Raw genomic sequence first — 17,155 nt, 5'->3', positions numbered from 1 at the left:
GGGGCTGAACCGGGAGCGGCTGTGGCTCTACCGCTAACGACGCGCGCGCGCGCCAAGGTCAATCTCGACCTGCGGGTCCTGGGCCGGCGCGAGGACGGCTATCACGAGCTCGAAAGCCTGGTGGCCTTCGCCGGGGTCGGGGATGAGCTGACGCTGGAGCCGGATGCGCCGCTCTCTCTGTCCCTCGCCGGTCCGCGCGCGGCGGGGCTGTCTGCCGAGGACGACAACCTCGTCCTGCGTGCTACGCGCGCGCTCGCGACAGTCCGTCCCGGCCTGCGTCTGGGGCGCTTCCATCTCGTCAAGCGACTGCCCGTCGCTTCGGGGATCGGTGGCGGCTCGGCTGACGCTGCCGCGGCGCTGCGTCTGGTCGCGCGCCTGAACGGCATTGCTCAAACCGATCAGGCTCTGCTGGGCGTCGCCGCGAAAGTCGGCGCCGACGTGCCGGTCTGCCTTGATTCGCGGGCGCGGCTGATGGCCGGCGTCGGCGAGCGGCTCGGGCCGGTGCTGCACCTGCCGCCGCTTTTCGCCGTGCTGGCCAACCCGGGCGTGGCGGTCGAGACGGTCGCGGTCTTTCGCACCCTGGGGCTGGAGCCGGGGCAAAAAATGACGGTCTCGCGTACCGCGCCTGATTCGGTGCCGAGAGGGGAGTTCTTCGAGGCGCTCGCCGCCTCCCAGAACGATCTGACGGCGGCGGCCCGGCGTGTCGCACCGGCGATCGACGAGGTGGTGGAGCGGCTGGCCGGCTTGTCGGGCTGCCGGCTTGCGCGCATGTCCGGGTCGGGCGCGACCTGCTTTGCGCTGTTCGACGATTGCTCGGCCAGCGCCGAGGCTGCGCGCGCGCTGGCGAAGGCTCGTCCGGACTGGTGGGTGAAGCCGACGCTGCTGCGTTGAGCCGCGCCGGCGCGGCTTCAGTGTGCCCGCGCCACGCAGAAATCGACGGCGGCGTTGAGCGCCTGCTTCATCGGCGAGGCCGGGAACAGGCCGAGCGCATCCTTGGCCATGCGGGCATAGTGTTCGGCGCGCGCGATGGTGTCGTCCAGCGCCTTGTGCCGACGCATGATCGCTTGCGCTTCTTCCAGATCGCCGTCGCGAATTTCGCCGTCCTGAAGGGTGCGCTTCCAGAAGGCGCGCTCCGCCTCGTCGCCGCGGCGGAAGGAGAGCACGACGGGCAAGGTGATTTTGCCCTCGCGGAAATCGTCGCCGGTGTTCTTGCCGAGCTTCGCCGCGACGCCGCCATAGTCCAGCGCGTCGTCGATGAGCTGGAAGGCGATGCCGAGATTGAGCCCGTAGCTGCGGCAGGCGGCGGCGTCCGCCTTTGAGGAATTGGCGATCACCGGGCCGACCTCGCAGGCCGCGGCGAAGAGCTCCGCCGTCTTGCCGCGGATGACCGAGAGATACTCGTCCTCTGTCGTCTCGGTGTTCTTGGCGACGGAGAGCTGCAGAACCTCGCCCTCGGCGATCACCGCCGCGGCCGTGGAGAGAATGTCGAGCGCCCTGAGCGAGCCGACCTCGACCATCATCTTGAAGGCCTGGCCGAGCAGGAAATCGCCGACGAGCACGCTCGCCTCGTTGCCCCAGAGCATGCGTGCGGCGAGCTTGCCGCGGCGCATGTCGCTCTCGTCGACGACGTCGTCATGCAGCAATGTCGCGGTGTGCATGAACTCGACGGACGCCGCGAGCTTGACGTGGCCTTCGCCCCGGTAGCCGCAGAGATCGGCCATGGCGAGCGTCAGCATCGGCCGCAGGCGCTTGCCGCCCGAGGAGATCAGATGGTTCGCGACCTCCGGGATCATCGTGACCTCGGAGCCGGTGCGCGACAGGATCATCGCATTGACCCGCTCCATGTCGGCGCGCGCCAACGCGACTAGCGGCTCGATGCTCGCCTGATTCGATTCCCGTTCCTCGAGGGAGACGACGACACCCACTGAAGCACTCCGGATCAGATTCTCGCGCCAGGGCGACGCCCCGCAGCCATGCCACAACCGTTGCATGGGACGCCAGCCCCCTGCAAACCGTCGCGACGCCGCAGCTTGCGCGAAGGGGGCGGGTCGGGCTCCATGGGGCGATGCACGAACTCATGCGCACCAACGACCTCATCCTGCTCGGCGCCGTCGAGGCCCTGCTGGAATCAGCCGGGCTGGATTGCCTGATCGCGGACCAGCATATGAGCGCCCTGGAGGGCATGACCGGCGCCTTTCCACGCCGGCTCCTCGTGCGCGCCGCGGACAAGCGCCGGGCGCGGGCTCTTCTGATCGAAGCCGGTTACGGAGCCGAGCTGCGCGATGAGTGAGGTGAAAACACCGCTTGCGTTGGGTGAAATCGTCGAGGATCGGCTGCTCGACGGCCGGCTTCGCCTGCACCAGCCGCGCAAGGGCCACCGCGCCGGCACCGACGCCATCCTGCTCGCTGCGGCGCTGCCCGAGCTCGATGGCGGAACGCTCCTCGATGTCGGCGCGGGCGTAGGGACGGTGGGGCTCGCCGCTGCGCTGTTGCGCCCTGCCTTGCGCGTCACATTGCTGGAGCGCGATCCCGAACTGGCGACCTTGGCGAGGCAGAACATCGCGCTGAACGGCATGGCCGGTCGCGGGATTGTCATCGCGGCCGATGTCACCGCGCCGTCGGCGCAACTGGAATCGGCGGGCCTGAAGCCGGCTTCCTTCGATGCGGTCGCGATGAACCCGCCCTTCTATCCGCAGGGTGGAACGCGCGCCTCGCCGACGCCCAACCGCCGGGCGGCTCATGTGGCGGAGGGCGATCTCGAGCCCTGGCTGCGTGCCGCGCGGCGGGCACTGAAGCCCGGCGGCCTGCTCGCGATCATCCATCGGGCCGAGGCGCTGCCGGATCTGCTTGCGGGCCTGGGCTCAGGCTTCGGCACTGTCACGATCCGGCCCGTCCATGGCGTCGCCGACAGGCCGGCGATTCGGGTTGTCGTCACGGCGGTGCTGAACAGCAGAAGGCCGGCAGAGCTGTTGCCGGCCTTCGTGATCAACGGGCTCGACGGCCGCTTCACGGCGGAGAGCGAGGCCGTGCATCGCGGGCAGGCGCGCCTTTAGCATCGGACCGAAAAGTGGAATCCACTTTTCGGAATAATCCGATGCGATAGCGGTGACCTGGCGGCTTACCAGTAGTAGCGCGGCGGCGGCGCGAAGAGCGGCGGAGGCGGCGGCGGGGCGTAGTAGCGCGGACCATAGTAGCGGCGCGGGCCGTAGTAGCGCGGGCCGTAATAGGGGCGCGGCGGGCCGTAATAGCGGCGCGGGCCGTAATAGTACTGGGCCTGCTGCACCATGCCGCCGGCAGCATCGACCAGCGGCGCAGCCGCGACCGGCGCGGCGGAGGCCGGAGCGGCGCTCAGGGCTGCAACGCCCAGCGTGCCGACCGTCACGGCGGAGAGAAGCATCGTCTTGAACATGATATCCTCCTGCGATGGCGTCGGCGGTCATGGCTTGCGGTGACCAACGCCGTCCATGGGAGGGGAAACTATCCCCCTTAACCTGAACGGCGCGAAACCGCGCCGTTCAGCCAGCCTTCATTGAGCGGCCAATCATGGCCGCAATGCGTCAGCCTCAGCGGCAGACCCGTACAGGGCGGATCACCCAGCGCCAGCCGTTCCACACGCGGCGTTCCGACCAGAAACAGCGCGGACGGTAGTAGGGGCGCGGGCCATAATAGCGGCGCGGGCCGCGATAGTAGTATTGAGCCTGCTCGATTAGGCCCTGGCCGGCTTGCGCAGTCTGCCCGGCCGGAGCTGCGATCGGAGCGGCCGAGGCCGGGGCGGCCATCATGGCGAAGCCGCCAAGCGCGCCTGTCACGGCAGCCGCGAGAAGCGTTGTCCGGAACATCGTGTTCTCCATCGATAGCCATCGGCCGTGCCGATGGACGACTTGTCGTCCCTACAAGGAACTTGGGCCGTTTCACCTGAACGGCGCGAAACCGCGCCGTTCAGCTTGCCTTCATCGAGGCGGGTGGCCGGCTTAGCGGCAGACGCGGTGCTGGCGCACGATCCAGCGGTGGCCGTTCCAGACGCGGCGGGTTTCGGTCCAGCAGCGACGAGCATGCGGGCGGCCCGGGCCGTAATGCGGGCGACCCCGGTGCCAGGCCTGCTGGACGAGACCGGTCTCGGCGCCCGCACCCAGGGCCGAACCGGCCGAAATCGGGGCTGCGGAGGCCGGGGCGCTGCTCATGGCGGCACCGAGCAAGGTTGCTGCGCCGAAGGCGGCGGCAATGATGCGGGTTGTCAACATGGGCGTACTCCTTTGTTAATCCAGCCGCTGGCCCGCCATCAAATGCTCGCCCCCGAACATTGCGGACCATGCGGTCGTCTCGTGGTTAGCAGACCGGGTATGAACGAAATCTGTCCGGTTCCGGTTCCGGCCCGCGCTTGACCATGGCTGGCCCGAACCCTAATCACCGCCATTCCTTTGTTATTGGAAGGTTGCAGGCATTTGTCCGCCCCCGTGCCACACTCGCTTTCCACCATCCCGGCTTCCTCCCCGGCGATGGACCCGACCCGCTCCTTCCAGGGGCTGTTGCTGACGCTGCAGCGCTTCTGGGCCGAGCGAGGTTGCGTGGTGCTCCAGCCCTACGACATGGAGGTTGGCGCCGGCACCTTCCATCCGGCGACGACGCTGCGCGCGCTCGGGCCGAAGCCATGGAAGGCGGCCTATGTCCAGCCCTCGCGCCGCCCCAAGGATGGTCGTTACGGCGAGAACCCCAACCGCCTGCAGCATTACTACCAGTTCCAGGTCATCCTGAAGCCGTCGCCGCCGGACCTGCAGCAGCTCTATCTCGACTCGCTCAGGGCGATCGGCGTCGATCTCGGCCTGCATGACGTGCGCTTCGTCGAGGACGACTGGGAGAGCCCGACGCTCGGCGCCTGGGGCCTCGGCTGGGAATGCTGGTGCGACGGCATGGAAGTCAGCCAGTTCACTTACTTTCAGCAGGTCGCGGGCGTCGAATGCGCGCCGGTCGCGGGCGAACTGACCTACGGGCTCGAGCGGCTGGCGATGTATGTTCAGGGCGTTGAGAACGTCTACGACCTCAACTTCAATGGCCTCGATGGCGAGGACCGCATCTCCTATGGCGACGTCTTCCTGCAGGCCGAGCAGGAATATTCGCGGCACAATTTCGAGCATGCCAATACCGAGATGCTGTTTCGGCATTTCTCGGATGCGGAGGCCGAGTGCAAGGCGCTGCTCGCAGCCGGCGAGCCGGCTTCCGGCGCCAACCAGCCTCGCCACCAGCTCGCCCTGCCGGCTTATGACCAGTGCATCAAGGCGAGCCACATCTTCAACCTGCTCGACGCGCGCGGCGTGATCTCGGTCACCGAGCGGCAGAGCTACATCCTGCGCGTGCGTGAACTCGCCAAGGCCTGCGGCGCGGCCTGGCTGAAGACCGCCGGCGGGGGAGCTGCGTGATGCCCGATCTTCTGCTCGAACTGTTCTCGGAAGAAATTCCCGCGCGCATGCAGCGCAAGGCCGGCGAGGACCTCAAGAAGCTCGTCACCGACGCGCTGGTCGAGCGCGGTCTCGTCTATGAGGGCGCCAAGGCCTTCGCGACGCCGCGCCGCCTCACGCTGCACATCGCCGGCCTGCCCGTGCGCGGCCGCGACGTGCGCGAGGAACGAAAAGGTCCGCGCGTCGGCGCGCCCGATGCCGCCGTGCAGGGCTTCCTCAAGGCGGCAGGGCTGACCTCGCTCGATCAGGCAACCATCGTCAGCGATCCGAAGAAGGGCGACAGCTACGTCGCCATCATCGAGAAGCCCGGGCAGGAGACCGTTCAGGCGATCGCCGAGATCGTCCCGGCCGTGATCCGCTCCTTCCCCTGGCCGAAATCGATGCGCTGGGGCAAGGCCTCGGCCGCCGGCGCCAGCCTGCGCTGGGTGCGTCCGCTGCACTCGATCCTCTGCACCTTCGGCGCCGAGACCGAGGACCCGGAAATCGTGCCCTTCGAAGTCGACGGCATCGTCTCGGGCAACGTCACCCATGGCCACCGCTTCCACGCGCCCGGCCCGATCACGGTGAAACGGCTCGACGACTATGTGACTTCGCTGGAGAAGGCGAAGGTCGTGCTCGACGCCGATCGCCGCAAGGAGATCATCCTCACCGACGCCCGCAACCTCGCCTTCGCGCAGGGACTCGATCTCGTCGAGGATGAGGGGCTGCTGGAGGAGGTCGCCGGCCTCGTCGAATGGCCGGTCGTGCTGATGGGCTCCTTCGAGGAACGCTTCCTCGACATTCCCGGCGAGGCGATCCGCGCCACCATCCGCGCCAACCAGAAATGCTTCGTGCTGCGCGACCCCGCGACAGGCGATCTTGCCAATCGCTTCATCCTGGTCTCGAACCTCCTCGCCAGCGATGGCGGCGTGGCGATCACCGCCGGCAACGGCCGCGTCGTGCGTGCCCGCCTCTCGGACGCCGCCTATTTCTGGCAGACCGACCGAGGCTCGCTGCCGGACCTTGGCACCTTCGAAGAGAGCGCTGCAAAGCTCGGTCTCGATCTGGCCAAGCCGCTCGACCAGCGCATGGCCAAGCTCGACAAGCTCGGCGTCGTCTTCCACGCCAAGCTCGGCACGCAAGGCGAGCGCGTCCAGCGTATCGCTGCGCTGGCCAGGGAGCTGGCGCCCATCGTCGGTGCCGATCCCGAGAAGGCCGAGCGCGCCGCCAAGCTCGCCAAGGCCGACCTGCCGACCGAGATGGTCGGCGAGTTCCCGGAATTGCAGGGCCTGATGGGCCGGAAATATGCCGAGCTGCAGGGCGAGGACGCTTCGGTCGCTGCTGCGGTCGAGGAGCACTACAAGCCGCTCGGCCCATCCGACCGCGTCCCGGCCGATCCGGTCTCGGTCGCGGTGGCGCTGGCCGACAAGCTCGACACGCTCGTCGGCTTCTGGGCCATCGACGAGAAGCCGACCGGCAGCAAGGACCCCTACGCGCTGAGGCGAGCGGCCCTGGGTGTGATCCGGTTGGTGGTTGAGAATGGAGTGCGCTTTAGCCCTGTCGCCTATGTCGGGCAGGTTATCGAGAGCTTGTTCGTGGCCGCACTACAGCCTGATCGCTTCATGTTAGGCTGGCACTCTGAAGACTTCCCAGAAGTCGGTTCTCAGCGTGAGGTCGCAAAGGCTGCCGCGTCGAATAGCTCGTTTTACATCGACCGAATTCAGTTCGGGACCAACAGACTTTCTACAGACCCGTCCGGCAGCAAAATGCAGATTGTATTGGGTGAGAAATGGGCTTTTCGACCCAAGGAAGTTGCAGCCGATCTCCTCTCCTTCTTCCACGACCGCCTGAAGGTCATGCTTCGCGAACAGGGCGCGCGGCATGATCTCGTTGATGCGGTGATCGGCGAAGGCCCGTCGGATAACGACGACCTCCTCCTCATCACCCGCCGCGTCGCCGCCCTCGGCCGCTTCCTCGACACCGAGGACGGCAAGAATCTGCTCGCGGGTTACAAGCGCGCCGCCAACATCCTCAAGGCCGAGGAGAAGAAGGACGGGGAGGGCGCCTTTGCTGGCGCGCCGGACCTGCACCTCATCGCCGCCGCCGGCCTCATCGAGGAGAAGGCGCTCGCCGTAGCGCTGGCGCAGGCGACGCCGAAGGCCGAGGCCGCCGTCGCCGCCGAGGACTATGAGGGCGCCATGGCGGCGCTCGCCGAATTGCGCCCGGCGGTCGATGCCTTCTTCGACAAGGTCACGGTCAACGATCCCGATCCGGCCCAGCGCGCCAACCGCCTGAAGCTGCTCAACCAGCTGCGCCAGGCGACCCGCGCGGTCGCGGATTTCGATCGCATCGCGGGCTGACGCCCGCCGTCATGCTCGGGCTTGACCCGAGCATCTCGGAAACCAGCGCCTTCTGATCCTGAGTTTCTCGGGTCTACGCTGTGCTCCGCCCGAGAATGACGGGCGCGGGTCATGCTCGCCCTTGTGGCGAGCATCCACGTCTTGAACACGGTTTCGACGGAGGAAGACGTGGATGGTCGGGACAAGCCCGGCCATGACGGTGGGCGCTACCCTGGCGAGCCCGCCCGGCCCTTCGCCGGCAAACCCCTCACCGGAACCTATTCCCACCCTGCGACGTTCTGTCCGCGGGGGCTGACAGGTCGCGAATGCGTCGCGGCAGGGCTCCCGGGGGGCCGGCCACCGGCCGAGATAAAAGGCTGAAAGCATGTCCATTCTGATTTCGCTGCTGATCACCGTTCTCGTCATCGGCCTCGTGCTCTATCTCGTGCGGATGCTTCCGCTTGACGGGCAGATCAAGAACGTCGTGCAGATCATCGTGATCGTGATCGGCATCATCTCGCTTCTGCGCTATCTCGCTGTTTTCTAAGGCGATTGACGGCGCCCGCGCGCTGGTACAGACTTGAATAGGTCCAGAGGGCCCCGGACGCTCCCGTCTCGGGGCCCTTTCCTGTTTCAGGGCAAGACCATGAACGCGCCGAACCGTACCGGCCATATCAGGCTGACCTCCCATCCCGAGCCCGGCAGCGCGGCCGTTCGCTTTCCGATCCGATGGGGCGCAGCCACCGCTGCCGAGCGCGGCCCGATCATCGCTTCGACCACCAACCCGGGCGACCGCAACGTCATCGGCGCTCATGGCGGCTCCTATTCGGTCTACCGTGCGCTGGCGATCTCGGCCCGCGCGATGAACCCCTCGCAGCGCCCGGACCTCACCAACACCTACCCGACGGCCGAGATCGCGCCGCAGCCGCAATGGGCCAATCCCAGGAAGATCGTCTCGCTCGATCCTTTCGGCCATACGGTGGCGCAGGATTTCGGCAAGCTGATCGGGGAGGGGATCGACATCCGCCCCTCGATCGCCATCACCAAGGCCAGGCTCAACCTGCCCGAGATTCTCGCGGCCATGGCCGCGCACCGGCTGGCGGCGGACGGGAACATCCTGCATCCCTCCGGCGACATCTCCGTCACCAAGATCGCGGTCGACCCGGTCTGGTACCTGCCCGGCATCGCCGAGCGCTTCGGCACGACCGAGAACGAATTGCGCCGCACGCTCTTCGAGCAGACGGGCGGCATGTATCCCGAGCTGGTGACGCGGCCCGACCTCAAGGTCTTTCTGCCGCCGATCGGCTCGATCACCGCCTATGTCATGGGCGAGGTCTCCGGCCTTGCCGACCGCAAAACACGCATCGCCTGCCGCGTCCATGACGAGTGCAACGGTTCGGACGTCTTCGGTTCGGACATCTGCACCTGCCGGCCCTACCTCATCCACGGCATCGAGGAATGCGTGCGGGAGGCGCAGAGCGGCGGCGTCGGGCTGATCGTCTACAACCGCAAGGAGGGTCGGGCGCTCGGCGAAGTCACGAAGTTCCTCGTCTACAACGCCCGCAAGCGCCAGGAGGGCGGCGATTCCGCCGCGACCTATTTCGAGCGCACCGAATGCGTCGCCGGCGTACAGGATGCCCGTTTCCAGCAGCTCATGCCGGATGTGCTGCATTGGCTCGGCGTCACCCATATCGACCGGCTGATGTCGATGTCGAACATGAAGTACGACGCCATGGTCGAGAGCGGCATCACCATCGGCGAGCGCGTCGCCATCCCGCCCGAATTGATTCCACCCGACGCCTCGGTCGAGATCGAGGCCAAGAAGGCCGCGGGCTATTATTCGCCGGAAGGCACGCCCGGAGACAATGCGCTCAAGGCCACCGTCGGCCGTGACCTCGACAAGTTCTGATCCCGCCCCGCTCACGTCCCCCGAGTTGACGATGCCTGACCGCGATCCCGAGGCGTTCCGCGCCCTGTTGAAACCTGCCGCCGTGCGTGAGCGTGCGCGGGAGATGCTCGAGCTGGGACTCGCCGGCAAGCTTTTCCATTTCAGCGTCCAGCCCGAGCGGCTGGAAGCCTGCGCGGACTATGTGCTTGAGACCATCCGCGCGAATTATCCCACGCTCGAGATCCCCTTCCATGCGCGCTGGCGCCATTTTGTGGTCGCAGGCGATGATCGTTGGCAGCGGCTCGATCAGGCGAGGGGCTTCCCGGACCCGGCTGCCCGTGGCCGCGCCGCCTATGATCTTGCCGTGGTCAGCGTCCTGCTCGATGCCGGTGCCGGCCAGGACTGGCGCTATCGCGACGCCGCGACGGGCCGCGACATCGGCCGTTCCGAGGGTCTGGCGCTCGCTTCGCTCGACATGTTCGCCGCCGGCCTGTTCTCCAGCGATCCGGCCGATCCGCTGCGCGCCGATGCGGCCGGGCTGAAGCACCTCGATGCGGCGACGCTGGCGCGCGGCTTCCAGGCGGGGCCGGACAATCCGCTGCTCGCGCTCGAAGGGCGTGCCGCCCTCCTTAACCGCCTCGGCGAGGAGATGGAAAAGCAGGGCTTGTCGCGCCCCGGCGAACTCTTCGATCGTTTCGAAGCCGCCGCCGACACCGGCACGCTGCGAGCCGCGCATATGCTAGGCGAGGTGCTCGCGACCTTCGGTGGCATCTGGCCTTCGCGCCTGACGCTCGCCGGCGTCGCGCTCGGCGATACCTGGCGTCACCCCCTGATCGCGCCCGGCGAGGTGACGGAAGGGCTCGTACCTTTCCACAAATTGTCGCAATGGCTGACCTACTCGTTGATCGAGCCGCTGCAATGGGCCGGCATTGCCGTCATCGACATCGACGATCTCACCGGCCTGCCCGAGTATCGCAATGGCGGGCTCTTCCTCGACAGCGGCGTGATCGCGCTGAGGGACGAGGCGGATCGAACGAAGTCGCATGAGGTCGCATCGCCGCTGGTCGTCGAATGGCGGGCGCTGACGGTGGCGTTGCTCGACGAGATCGGCCTCTTGATCCGCAAGCGCCTCGGCCGCTCGCGCGAGGATTTGCCGCTTGCCAAGGTGCTCGAAGGCGGGACCTGGGCCGCGGGCCGGCGGATCGCGCGTGAAAAGCGTGTGGATGGCGGTCCGCCCTTGACCATTGTCAGCGATGGCACGGTATTTTGACGGTGAGCAAAGATGCGAGAGATAAAGGGGTAGCCGGCGTATGACTTCGAGCCAGGACGGCGTCACTGTCGTCGATCACCCGCTGGTCCAGCACAAGCTGACGCTGATGCGCCAGAAGGACCGCTCCACCAAGAGCTTCCGCCAGCTTCTCAACGAGATCGGCATGCTGCTCTGCTATGAGGTGACGCGCGATCTGCCGACCCAGATGATCGAGATCGAGACGCCGCTGACGACCTCGATGCAGCCGGTCATCGCCGGCAAGAAGCTGGTCTTCGCGCCGATCCTGCGGGCGGGCGTCGGCTTCCTCGACGGCATGCTGGAGCTGGTGCCGGCCGCGCGCGTCGCCCATATCGGCCTCTACCGCGATCCCGATACGCTCCAGGCGGTCGAGTACTATTTCAAGGCACCGTCGGACATCGCCGACCGCATGATCGTGGTGATGGACCCGATGCTGGCCACCGCCAATTCCGCCGTGGCTGCGGTCGAGCGTCTCAAGGAGCGGGGCGCCCGGGATCTGCGCTTCGTCTGCCTGCTGGCGGCGCCGGAGGGCATCGCTCACCTGCGCAGCGCGCATCCCGATGTCCGCATCTGGACCGCCGCTATCGACGAACGCCTCAATGAGCACGGCTACATCATGCCGGGTCTCGGGGATGCGGGCGATCGCATGTTCGGTACGCGCTGAGCGCCGAAAAGGCCCATGCCGTCACTGGCACGGGCCTTTGCCGCCTATGGCATCGGCCCGAAAAGCAGCATCCCCTTTTCGGAAAGTCCGATGCGACAACAAATAGATGGATCGCCGCCATCGCGTCCGACGGGGCGCGCGGCGATCGAGCGTCATTCGATGATTTCGACCACGCGGCGGGTGCGCGGCTCGACGACGACGGCTTCGCCGTTCACGATCGTATAGCGATAGCCGGGCGCGCCATATGCCGCCGGCACGTTGTGATAGACCACGCCCCGCGCCGGTAGCACGGTGCCGACCCCGATCGGTTCTGCATAGCGATACGACCGCATATGCTGTCCCATCACATACGTCCGGAACCCTGCGTCGTCGTTGATCATCGTACCGCCGGCGGGATCCCGCCTGAGGGGCGGAGCGAATACGTCGAACGGCATCATATTCGTCTCGGTGCCGACGAGGGCCGGGTCATGAGTGAAGCCGCCGCTGGCGGGGTCGCGGATGATAGGTCCCATGCTCTGTGCGAAAACGGTTGCGGGAATGGCTGCAAAAGCGGCAGCCAGTAGAATCCGCTTGATCATGATCGACCTCCGATATCTGCCTAGCCCCGGTACGAGAATGCGCGCCTTCTGCGGCAGTTCCGTGCCTCGACGATCACAAAAGCGAGAATGGCCCGCCCCGTTGCTGGAGCGGGCCGTTCTGTGCCGAGAGACGAGCGTCACTCGATGATCTGGACCACGCGGCGCGTCTGCGGCTCGACGATGAGCGTGCGATCATTCACCACCGTGTAGTTGTAGCGCGAGGCGGACGGTCCGTACTCGGCCGGTACGCGGTGATAGACGACGCCCTGCGCCGGCAGGACCGTGCCGACCGCGACCGGCTCGGCATAGGCATAGGACGGGACGCGCTGCTCGACGACATAGGTGCGGAAGCGCGGCTCCGCAGCATCGCCGACGATCGCGCCGACCACGGCGCCGCCGACGCCGCCGACAACTGCTCCGACAGGGCCGCCGACCACGGCGCCGCCGACGGCGCCGGCAGCTGCACCGCTGGTCGCACCGCCGACCGCACCCCCCGAAGGCTGGCTCTGGGCGAAGGCAATCGCCGGAGTAATGGTCAATACGGTAACAAGAGCGAGCTTCTTGAGCATGACGTTCTCCTTTCGAAGTGAACTTCGGGAAGGAAAACCGCAGCAAGCCGAAACAGTTCCCCAAAAACGGGGTCACGAGATGTTAACGTTTGCAATCAGTGTCGAGAAGATGAGGCGCAACAACGACTTGTCAGTTCATTGCGGAGGGGCGGAGGGGCGCTCGCCGGGCGCGGATGTTCGCTGGAAATGAAAACGGCGGGCACGAGGCCCGCCGCGAAGACGATGGAATTGGCCTTATCTCACTGCTTCGGGGCTGCCGAAAGCGCAGGCGTCAGCTTGTCGGCATCGCGCTTGATCAGAGCAGCGAAGCCTGCCGGGGTGCGCTCCTCAGCCGTCGGCAGAACGGTGCCGAGGTCGAGCAGGCGCTTCTTGGTGCCTTCGTCGTTGAGCGCCTTGTTCAGCGCGTCGACCAGCTTGTCGACGGCCTCCTTCGGCATGCCCTTCGGGCCGGCGATCCCGTTCCAGGCCTCGATCTGGTAGTCCGGCAGGCCGGCTTCCTTCGTGGTCGGCACGTCGGGCAGGGCCGGCGAGCGCTGCGCCGAGGCGACGGCATAGGCCTTGATCGAGTTGGCGCGGACCTGCTCGGCGACGGAGACGATCTGGTCGCACATGAAGTCGACCTGACCGGAAACGAGATCGTTCAGCGCAGGCCCGGTGCCGCGATAGGCGACGGCGTTGATCTTCGGCGTGCCGAGGACGCCCTTGAGGAGGGTGCAGGTGGTCCAGGAGACCGAGCCGAGGCCGGCATGGGCTTCGTTCACCTTGTCCGGGTTCGCCTTCACATAGGCGGCGAATTCCTTGAGGTCTTTCGGCTCGAAATTCTTGCGCGCCACGATCAGGATCGGCGTCCCGCCGGCCAGACCGATCGTCTGCATGCCGTTTATCGGGTCGTATTTCAGGCCGGGATAGGTGGCGGGGGCCGCCGAGAAGGTGCCGAGATGGCCCATCGCGATGGTGTAGCCGTCGGGCGCGGCCGTGACGGCGCGCGCGATGCCGGTGGTGCCGCCGGCGCCAGCGACGTTCTCGATCACGATCTGCTGGCCGAGAGTCTTCGACATGTGATCGGCGACGATGCGGGCGATGATGTCGGTCGGCCCGCCGGCCGCGAAGGGTACGATCATGGTGATCGGTTTCGTCGGATAGCTCTGCGCCTGTGCGCCACCGGTTAAGGCCAGCGCCGCAGCTGCGGCGAGGCCGAGAACGAACTTCTTCATCAGCATTCCTCCCAGAGATTGCTTGAAACGAAATTGGAGGGATTGCCGCCGTGGCGGCAACCCCGTCATTCGGTGAAGACTTCGTCGCGCTTCTTCGAGATCGAGGGCAGCAGGGCGATCGCGAGCACGAGGACGGCGACGATCAGCAGGCCGAGCGAGATCGGCCGGTTCTGATAGTCGATGAAGGTGTAGAACGAGCCACGCGAGATGATCAGCGCCTGCCGGAGCTTCTCCTCCATCAGCTTGCCGAGCACGAAGCCGAGCAGCATCGGCGCCGGCTCGAAGCCGAGCTTGATCAGAAGGTAGCCGAACAGGCCGAACAGTGCCGTGAAGGCGACGTCGAGCGGCTGGTTGTTCACCGAGTAGATGCCGATGCAGCAGAAGATCAGGATCGCCGGGAACATCAGTCGGTAGGGCACCTGGAGCAGCTTCACCCACATGCCGACGAGCGGCAGGTTGATGATGAGCAGCATCAGGTTGCCGATCCACATCGAGGCGATCATGCCCCAGAACAGGTCCGGGTTGCGGGTCATCACCTGCGGGCCGGGAATGATGCCGTGGATGGTCATCGCGCCGACCATCAGCGCCATCACCGCGTTCGGCGGGATACCGAGCGTCAGCAGCGGAATGAAGGCGGTCTGGGCGCCGGCGTTGTTGGCGGATTCAGGTCCTGCCACGCCCTCGATAGCGCCCTTGCCGAAGCGCGACGGGTCCTTGGCGATCTTCTTCTCGATGGTGTAGCTGGCGAAGGGGCCGAGCACCGCGCCGTTGCCGGGCAGGATGCCGAGGATGCTGCCGATGAAGGTGCCGCGCAGCACCGGCGCTGCCGACTGCTTGATGTCCTCCCAACCGGGCAGCAGCCGGCCGATCTTGCCCTTCACCACGTCGCGGGCTTCCGGGCTCTCGAGGTTGCGCAGCACCTCGGCGAATCCGAACACACCCATCGCCAGAACCGAGAAGTCGATGCCGTCCGCAAGCGCGGGAATGCCGAAGGTGAGCCGTTCCTGACCCGTTTCGAGATCCGTGCCGACGGTCGAGAACAGCAGCCCCAGCATGATCATGCAGAAGGCCTTGAGGATCGAGCCGCGCGCCAGCACCACTGCGAAGCACAGGCCCATCACCATCAGCGAGAAATACTCGGCGGGGCCGAACAGCAGCGCCATCTTGGTGAGCGGCGCACCGAGTGCCGCAATGATGACGGTGGCGACGCAGCCGGCGACGAAGGAGCCGATCGCGGCCGTGCCCAGCGCCACGCCCGCACGCCCTTGCTTGGCCATCTGGTGGCCGTCGAGCGTGGTGACGACCGAGGTTGCCTCGCCGGGGATGTTGACCAGGATCGCGGTGGTCGAGCCGCCATACTGGGCGCCGTAGTAGATGCCGGCCAGCATGATCAGCGCACCGGTCGGGTCGAGGCCGAAAGTGATCGGCAGGAGGATCGAGATCGTCGCGATCGGGCCGACGCCGGGCAGCACGCCGATCAGCGTGCCGACAAGGCAGCCGACGAAGCAAAGCGCGATGTTCTTGAGCGTGAGCGCGACGCCGAAGCCAAGTGCAAGGTGGGAGATCGTCTCCATCATCGCTCAGATACCCAGGAGCCAGGGCGCGAGCGGGATCGGCAGGCTCAGCGCGTATTTGAAGAGAAGAATGCAGGCCGCCGACATCGCGATCGCGAAGATCAGCAGTTCCTTGAGCTTGCGGTCATCCGCGGCCAGCCCGGAGATGAAGATGAGCAGCGGCCCGGCGACGAGCAGGCCGAGCGCCGGGACCTGGATCGGGCCGAATTCGAAGCCGCGGATGGTCAGCGCGAACAGGCAGGCGCCGCCGAGTGCGAAGAAGATGCCCTTCCAAGACCAGCCCGAGAGGCTCTCGCCGTTGTAGCGCAGCGAGGCGAGCGCGAGCATGATGCCGAGCGCACCGCAGATCACCGCGAAGGCCTTCGGCAGCATGCCCGGGCCGAGCTGGCGCAGCGTTCCAACCGGAAGATCCCAGGAGAAGATGTAGGCGCCGATCGCCAGCACCACCATGAACAGGCCGCCGGCCAGATCCTGCGTCGATCGTATGCGCAAACCCTGCGCCCGTTCTATCTGATTGAGACTCATCAGGCTCCTCCGACTGGCGACCCGGGGCGGGCGGTCCGTTTCTGCGTTTTGGGGGAAGGGGAGAGGGGAACGCTGTGGCGCTCGTCGAGCAAGGTCACGCTTTCGCGCAGGATCGCCAGGAAATCGTCGCGCGCCGGCAGTTTCTGCTGGGGACGCCAGGCCACGCCGACCAGCGCGCCTGGCGGTGGCGGGTCGAGCAGCGCGCCGCGTAGCCGCCGCATCGTCACCCCGGGGAAGGAGAGGCGCGAGACCCAGTCCGGCGCCAGCGCCATGCCGAGCCCGGCCGCGACTGCGGACATCATCGCCGGCTTCTCGGTTGCCTCGATGGTGACGTTGGGCACCGCGCCGACGCTCTCGAAATAGGCCATGACGAGATCGTAGGCGTAGGGGCGGATGCGCTTGGACGGCACGACGAAGGGCTCGCCGACGAGATCGAGCATCGTCAGGTGCTCGCGGGCGGCGAGTGGATGGGCCTCGTTGAGCACTACGAGCGGGCGCTCCACTCGCAGGATCTCGAAGGCGCAGTCCGTCGGCTTGCGCGGCGGGCGGGTGAGCGCGAGGTCGAGCTTGCCGGACTCGAGCATTTGCACCAGCGCAGCCGTCATCGCTTCGACGAACTTGATCTCGATGCCGGGGAAGCGGGCGCGGAAGGCTACCAGCGCTTCAGGGACGAAGCTGGACGAGGCTGCGTCGATCGCCCCGACGCGCAGCACCTTGCCCGAGGCAAGAGAGGCCTCGCGCACGGCCCGGGATGCATGCTCCATCTTGACGAGAATGCTTTTGGCTTCCTCGAGCATGATCAACCCGGCGCGGGTCATCGCGACCTGGCGGGTGGTACGCGTCAGCAGGCTGACGCCGAGCTCGTCTTCGAGCGCGCTGATCTGGCGTGACAGGGCGGGAGGCGCGACGCCGAGCCGCTCGGCCGCGCGGCCAAAATGCAGCTCCTCTGCCACCGCGATGAAACATCGCAGTTGCCGCACGTCCATGGCCGTCCCCTGTTCCCCAGTATCGCTTCCCGCGATATCTCTGTCAGTGGCACGTGCCCTTAGCGCCTCCAGCCGACAAGTCGACCCTACTGCAATTC

The 17,155-nt window shown here is 66.7% G+C and carries 19 protein-coding genes; 9 read left to right on the top strand and 10 right to left on the bottom strand.

The window, feature by feature from the left end:
• The first annotated feature begins 21 nt into the window (after positions 1-21).
• Positions 22-891, top strand: coding sequence for a 4-(cytidine 5'-diphospho)-2-C-methyl-D-erythritol kinase (locus AB4Z10_RS02765; protein ID WP_441468819.1), 870 nt, complete (start codon positions 22-24; stop codon positions 889-891).
• A 17-nt stretch (positions 892-908) separates the two neighbouring features.
• Here AB4Z10_RS02765 and AB4Z10_RS02760 read toward each other — a convergent pair whose 3' ends face one another.
• Positions 909-1,925, bottom strand: a complete 1,017-nt coding sequence (locus tag AB4Z10_RS02760) for a polyprenyl synthetase family protein (protein WP_441468818.1) — start codon at positions 1,923-1,925, stop codon at positions 909-911.
• A gap of 140 nt (positions 1,926-2,065) precedes the next feature.
• On the opposite strand from AB4Z10_RS02760, the gene AB4Z10_RS02755 reads away from it, so the two are divergent.
• Complete coding sequence (locus AB4Z10_RS02755; protein WP_441468817.1) at positions 2,066-2,290, top strand: putative signal transducing protein; 225 nt, start codon at positions 2,066-2,068, stop codon at positions 2,288-2,290.
• Entirely contained in the window at positions 2,283-3,053 is a 771-nt protein-coding gene (locus AB4Z10_RS02750; RefSeq protein WP_441468816.1) for a tRNA1(Val) (adenine(37)-N6)-methyltransferase, read from the top strand. Before AB4Z10_RS02755 ends, AB4Z10_RS02750 begins: the two co-directional genes overlap by 8 nt.
• Before the next feature lie 65 nt (positions 3,054-3,118).
• Here AB4Z10_RS02750 and AB4Z10_RS02745 read toward each other — a convergent pair whose 3' ends face one another.
• The 3 genes from AB4Z10_RS02745 to AB4Z10_RS02735 form a co-directional block, all read right to left on the bottom strand.
• Positions 3,119-3,409, bottom strand: a complete 291-nt coding sequence (locus tag AB4Z10_RS02745) for a hypothetical protein (protein ID WP_441468815.1) — start codon at positions 3,407-3,409, stop codon at positions 3,119-3,121.
• Positions 3,410-3,563: 154 nt separating this feature from the next.
• Positions 3,564-3,839 (bottom strand): hypothetical protein, encoded by a 276-nt coding sequence (locus tag AB4Z10_RS02740; RefSeq protein WP_441468814.1) that lies wholly within the window; start codon positions 3,837-3,839, stop codon positions 3,564-3,566.
• A gap of 132 nt (positions 3,840-3,971) precedes the next feature.
• Complete coding sequence (locus tag AB4Z10_RS02735; RefSeq protein ID WP_441468813.1) at positions 3,972-4,241, bottom strand: hypothetical protein; 270 nt, start codon at positions 4,239-4,241, stop codon at positions 3,972-3,974.
• Between the two features lie 255 nt (positions 4,242-4,496).
• Here AB4Z10_RS02735 and AB4Z10_RS02730 point away from each other — a divergent pair, with 255 nt between their 5' ends.
• The 6 genes from AB4Z10_RS02730 to upp all read left to right on the top strand — a co-directional run bounded on the left by AB4Z10_RS02730 (position 4,497) and on the right by upp (position 11,611).
• Positions 4,497-5,414 carry a glycine--tRNA ligase subunit alpha gene (locus tag AB4Z10_RS02730; RefSeq protein WP_441468975.1) on the top strand — a complete coding sequence of 306 codons (918 nt, stop codon included), beginning with the start codon at positions 4,497-4,499 and terminating at the stop codon, positions 5,412-5,414.
• Positions 5,414-7,792: a glycine--tRNA ligase subunit beta gene (gene glyS / locus AB4Z10_RS02725; protein WP_441468812.1), complete on the top strand. Its 2,379-nt coding sequence runs from the start codon at positions 5,414-5,416 to the stop codon at positions 7,790-7,792. The genes AB4Z10_RS02730 and glyS overlap by 1 nt, the downstream gene beginning before the upstream one ends.
• Before the next feature lie 364 nt (positions 7,793-8,156).
• Positions 8,157-8,318 carry a Thivi_2564 family membrane protein gene (locus AB4Z10_RS02720; RefSeq protein WP_091855869.1) on the top strand — a complete coding sequence of 54 codons (162 nt, stop codon included), beginning with the start codon at positions 8,157-8,159 and terminating at the stop codon, positions 8,316-8,318.
• Between the two features lie 99 nt (positions 8,319-8,417).
• The gene (locus AB4Z10_RS02715) at positions 8,418-9,680 is read left to right on the top strand and encodes a GTP cyclohydrolase II (RefSeq protein ID WP_441468811.1); all 1,263 of its coding nucleotides are present in this window, start codon (positions 8,418-8,420) and stop codon (positions 9,678-9,680) included.
• 31 nt (positions 9,681-9,711) lie between these two features.
• Positions 9,712-10,929, top strand: a complete 1,218-nt coding sequence (locus tag AB4Z10_RS02710; protein ID WP_441468810.1) for a URC4/urg3 family protein — start codon at positions 9,712-9,714, stop codon at positions 10,927-10,929.
• Between the two features lie 40 nt (positions 10,930-10,969).
• Complete coding sequence (upp, locus tag AB4Z10_RS02705) at positions 10,970-11,611, top strand: uracil phosphoribosyltransferase (protein ID WP_441468809.1); 642 nt, start codon at positions 10,970-10,972, stop codon at positions 11,609-11,611.
• 152 nt (positions 11,612-11,763) lie between these two features.
• Here upp and AB4Z10_RS02700 read toward each other — a convergent pair whose 3' ends face one another.
• The 6 genes from AB4Z10_RS02700 to AB4Z10_RS02675 form a co-directional block, all read right to left on the bottom strand.
• Positions 11,764-12,189, bottom strand: a complete 426-nt coding sequence (locus AB4Z10_RS02700; protein WP_441468808.1) for a DUF1236 domain-containing protein — start codon at positions 12,187-12,189, stop codon at positions 11,764-11,766.
• A gap of 137 nt (positions 12,190-12,326) precedes the next feature.
• Positions 12,327-12,758 carry a DUF1236 domain-containing protein gene (locus AB4Z10_RS02695; protein ID WP_441468807.1) on the bottom strand — a complete coding sequence of 144 codons (432 nt, stop codon included), beginning with the start codon at positions 12,756-12,758 and terminating at the stop codon, positions 12,327-12,329.
• A gap of 239 nt (positions 12,759-12,997) precedes the next feature.
• Positions 12,998-13,972, bottom strand: a complete 975-nt coding sequence (locus AB4Z10_RS02690; RefSeq protein WP_441468806.1) for a tripartite tricarboxylate transporter substrate-binding protein — start codon at positions 13,970-13,972, stop codon at positions 12,998-13,000.
• 65 nt (positions 13,973-14,037) lie between these two features.
• Positions 14,038-15,549 carry a tripartite tricarboxylate transporter permease gene (locus AB4Z10_RS02685; protein ID WP_441468805.1) on the bottom strand — a complete coding sequence of 504 codons (1,512 nt, stop codon included), beginning with the start codon at positions 15,547-15,549 and terminating at the stop codon, positions 14,038-14,040.
• Between the two features lie 3 nt (positions 15,550-15,552).
• On the bottom strand, positions 15,553-16,071 hold the full coding sequence (locus tag AB4Z10_RS02680; RefSeq protein ID WP_441468804.1) for a tripartite tricarboxylate transporter TctB family protein: 519 nt from the start codon (positions 16,069-16,071) through the stop codon (positions 15,553-15,555).
• A complete protein-coding gene (locus tag AB4Z10_RS02675; RefSeq protein WP_441468803.1) occupies positions 16,071-17,057 on the bottom strand; it encodes a LysR family transcriptional regulator in 987 nt (328 codons plus the stop codon). The genes AB4Z10_RS02680 and AB4Z10_RS02675 overlap by 1 nt, the downstream gene beginning before the upstream one ends.
• Between the last annotated feature and the right edge of the window lie 98 nt (positions 17,058-17,155).

Source organism: Allobosea sp. RAF48, assembly GCF_052114025.1.
GTDB lineage: Bacteria > Pseudomonadota > Alphaproteobacteria > Rhizobiales > Beijerinckiaceae > Allobosea.
Note: the sequence above shows the minus strand (reverse complement) of the source record. Positions and strands in the feature narration are given on the sequence as shown.